Source organism: Variovorax sp. 05L425, from assembly GCF_056397705.1.
Window position 1 is genome coordinate 1 of the sequence record NZ_JBFTNY010000060.1, and the last position, 2,918, is coordinate 2,918.

Below are 2,918 nucleotides of genomic sequence, written 5' to 3' on the forward strand. Positions count from 1 at the left end.
GGTCTGCTTCTTCAAGGTGGCCGCTCAGCGCCCGCTGCCGAGGCGGACAAGGCCTACTTCGACGGTCTGCGTGGGAGGGTGCGCGCCGCGGGCAAAAAGGCAGGCCGGGACGGCGGCAAGAGGTGAAGTCAAAAACGGTCGTCCCGCGAGAACAGGCAAACCGAGACATTGAAGACGCCATTGCCTACTACCTGGGAGAGGGCGCAGAGAGTGCTGCCCTTTGCTTCATCGACGAACTCGAAGAAGCCTACGTCCACATCAGCCGATACCCTGGCACGGGTTCCACGCGCTACGCACACGAGCTCAACTTGCCAGGGCTGCGCTTTTGGTCATTGACTCGCTTTCCRCACATGATTTTCTACTTCGAACAATCAGACYGCATCGACGTTTGGCGCGTCCTCCATGGCCAGCGCGATATACCTGCATGGATGCAAGCGTCGGACGTCGGCTCCTGACCTGCGTTCCACGCGGTCAGCAGCAATCGGGCCGGTACCAGACATCCGATGCCTTGAACCATAGTGCCAAGAAATAGCTTAGAAATACTCAAAATGATGGATTGGGTCCCTATAGTCTTCGTTACGTTCAAGGTTCTCGTGTTCGGCACGGGCATGTTCTTCGCCATCAAGTGGCACTATGAGCGAGGGAAGAAGGGGAAGGAGAAGCAGAGCGCGGTGCTACGCGCGGGCGGCAAGGTGGCCGCAGTCTTCGTGCTATCGCTCCTGGGCCTCTCGCTCCTCACCTTCGGCCTTAGCAGGATGCTCGGTTTGGACTTGACCTTCCCATGATGGCAAAGAACAGTCGGCCAATAGCTGTCCTCCCGGCTAGTCGCCAAACCAGTTCAAGGCAGGTTTGAACAATTCGGTGCCGAGACGAATCCGCTAGCATTTCGCATGGAAATTTCTTACGTCAGCGTTGAAGAAGCAGTCTCACGTCCCGGGCTGCGCATGGTGGTCGTTGGCGACGTGCCCAGTCCATGGTCAGAGTCGGCCAAGGGAGTTTTCCTGTTGAAGGGTATTCAATGGACGGCGGTGCGACTGTCGTATGACAGCAAGCTGCTTAAGGAATGGGCGGGAGAGCGGAGTGCGCCGGTCGCCATCTACAACGAGGAACCTCCTCGCTCCGGATGGGCCGACATCCTTCAGCTCGCAGAACGGTTGGCGCCAACCCCTGCGCTCCTGCCGCACGCTGTTGAACAGCGCGAAATCGTGATGCAGTTGGGCCGAGACATCTGCGGCGAGCACGGCTTGGGATGGACCCGGCGGCTTCACTTGGTCCATGCAGGGTTGCATGGCGACGGTGGATTCTCGCCAGAAGTGTCCGCCTATCTTGCGAAGAAATATGGGTACACCCCCGAAGCCGGCGTCAATGCGGACGCCCGCGTCGGGCAACTACTGAAGATGCTCTCGGAGCGGCTGAAGGCACAACGCGTGGCGGGTAGCGACTATCTTGTGGGCAACAGTGTGACTGCGGCCGACATCTATAGTGCGACGTTCATGGCGTTGCTGCGGCCGTTGCCCGAAAGCGTGTGCTCGATGGAGAGCAGTACGCGCAAAGCCTTTGAACTGCGTGGCCCTCACAGCGACGAGGCGCTGGACGAATCATTGCTGGGACACCGCGCCATGATGTACGAGCGTCACTTGGCGCTTCCGTTGTCGCTGTAGTTTTGAATGGGTGGTTTGCGGCACGGTGTCACTGAGTCCGGAAGCGAGACGAGAGCCGGCCATAAGCAGGCACATGATGACTCTTGAAGAATACTTTGCCGAATTCAAGACGATGGTGAACGTGGACGCCGCCTCTGGCCTCACAGTGCACGTTGCAGCCGGAGTCGCCGCAGGCTATGCGATTGGCCTTACCTTCGCACAAATGCATGCCTTCCTTGCTCGAGGCACTATCTCCGGAGCAGATTGCCAGGATAGATTTGGCACGGGCCGAGGGTGCGGTCTACCCCACGACACCGGCAGCGGCGCCCCATCAGCCCGCCGGCAAGGGGACGGTGTTGATCGCCAGTTGCGCGGCGAACGCCCGTTGGTAGGCCGGTCGCGCTTCGCCGCGAGCGACATAGGCGGCCAAGCTGGGAAACTCGTTCAGCAGGCCGGACGGTCTCAGCCGGAGCAGCACCGACACCATCAGCAGGTCGCCCGCGCTGAAGCCGCCGTCCAGCCAGTCGCCGTCGCCCAGGCGGGCGGCCAGTGGGTTCAGTCGGTCGCGCACCCGGTCCTCGACGAGGGGCAGGCGCTCGGGCTTCCAGGGCCTGTCGCCTTCCACCAGCTTGACGGTGACGAGTTCGAGGATGGGAGGCTCGACCGTATTGAGCGCCGCGAACATCCACGTGATGGCGCGCGCCCTTGCATTGGCATCGGCCGGGAACAGGCCCGGGTGGCGCTCGGCGATGTGCAGCACGATGGAGCCGGTCTCGAACAGCGCGAGGTCGCCTTCCTCGTAGGTGGGGATCTGGCCGAAGGGATGAAGCGCCAGATGCTCGGCCTCCTTCAGCGCGCGGAAGGACACCAGGCGCACCTCGTAGGGCAGGCCGGCTTCCTCCAGCGCCCAGCGGACGCGCGTGTCGCGCGCCAGACCCTTGCCGCCGTCGGGCGACCGTTCAAAGGCGGTGATGGTGATGGTCATCGTGAGTGTCCTTTCGACCTGCGGCAAGCGCACGGCCAGGTTGTCTGCGAACTGGCAAGTGAGAGTCAGTCACGCGCATTCCTTGAGGTTCCGAGGGCATCGTGACGCCGCTGCGCGCGGCGCAGGTTGCCAGCGGCAGGTACTGGCCGAGGCCGTGTGCAAACGGCTTTGACTTGCGAGTATGCCGAACGCACGGCCGTCATTGGCGCGATGAAGTCATCCAGTAGTCTCGTCGCACAAGCGTGCGCCTTGGCTCTGCTCCTGAGTTGATGCGCGAACTGCAAAGGCCATTG

The 2,918-nt window shown here is 61.8% G+C and carries 4 protein-coding genes; 3 read left to right on the plus strand and 1 reads right to left on the minus strand.

The genetic code is table 11. From position 1 onward, the window contains the following. Window positions 1-122 precede the first annotated feature (122 nt). The 3 genes from AC1DN9_RS29895 (at window position 123) to AC1DN9_RS29905 (ending at window position 1,661) form a co-directional block, all read left to right on the plus strand. Complete coding sequence (locus AC1DN9_RS29895; protein WP_478105991.1) at window positions 123-455, plus strand: type II toxin-antitoxin system RelE/ParE family toxin; 333 nt, start codon at window positions 123-125, stop codon at window positions 453-455. Between the two features lie 93 nt (window positions 456-548). Continuing rightward, the gene (locus AC1DN9_RS29900; protein ID WP_478105992.1) at window positions 549-785 is read left to right on the plus strand and encodes a hypothetical protein; all 237 of its coding nucleotides are present in this window, start codon (window positions 549-551) and stop codon (window positions 783-785) included. Window positions 786-890: 105 nt separating this feature from the next. Beyond that, window positions 891-1,661 carry a glutathione binding-like protein gene (locus AC1DN9_RS29905; RefSeq protein ID WP_478105993.1) on the plus strand — a complete coding sequence of 257 codons (771 nt, stop codon included), beginning with the start codon at window positions 891-893 and terminating at the stop codon, window positions 1,659-1,661. Between the two features lie 310 nt (window positions 1,662-1,971). Here AC1DN9_RS29905 and AC1DN9_RS29910 read toward each other — a convergent pair whose 3' ends face one another. Beyond that, the gene (locus AC1DN9_RS29910) at window positions 1,972-2,625 is read right to left on the minus strand and encodes a glutathione S-transferase family protein (RefSeq protein ID WP_478105994.1); all 654 of its coding nucleotides are present in this window, start codon (window positions 2,623-2,625) and stop codon (window positions 1,972-1,974) included. Between the last annotated feature and the right edge of the window lie 293 nt (window positions 2,626-2,918).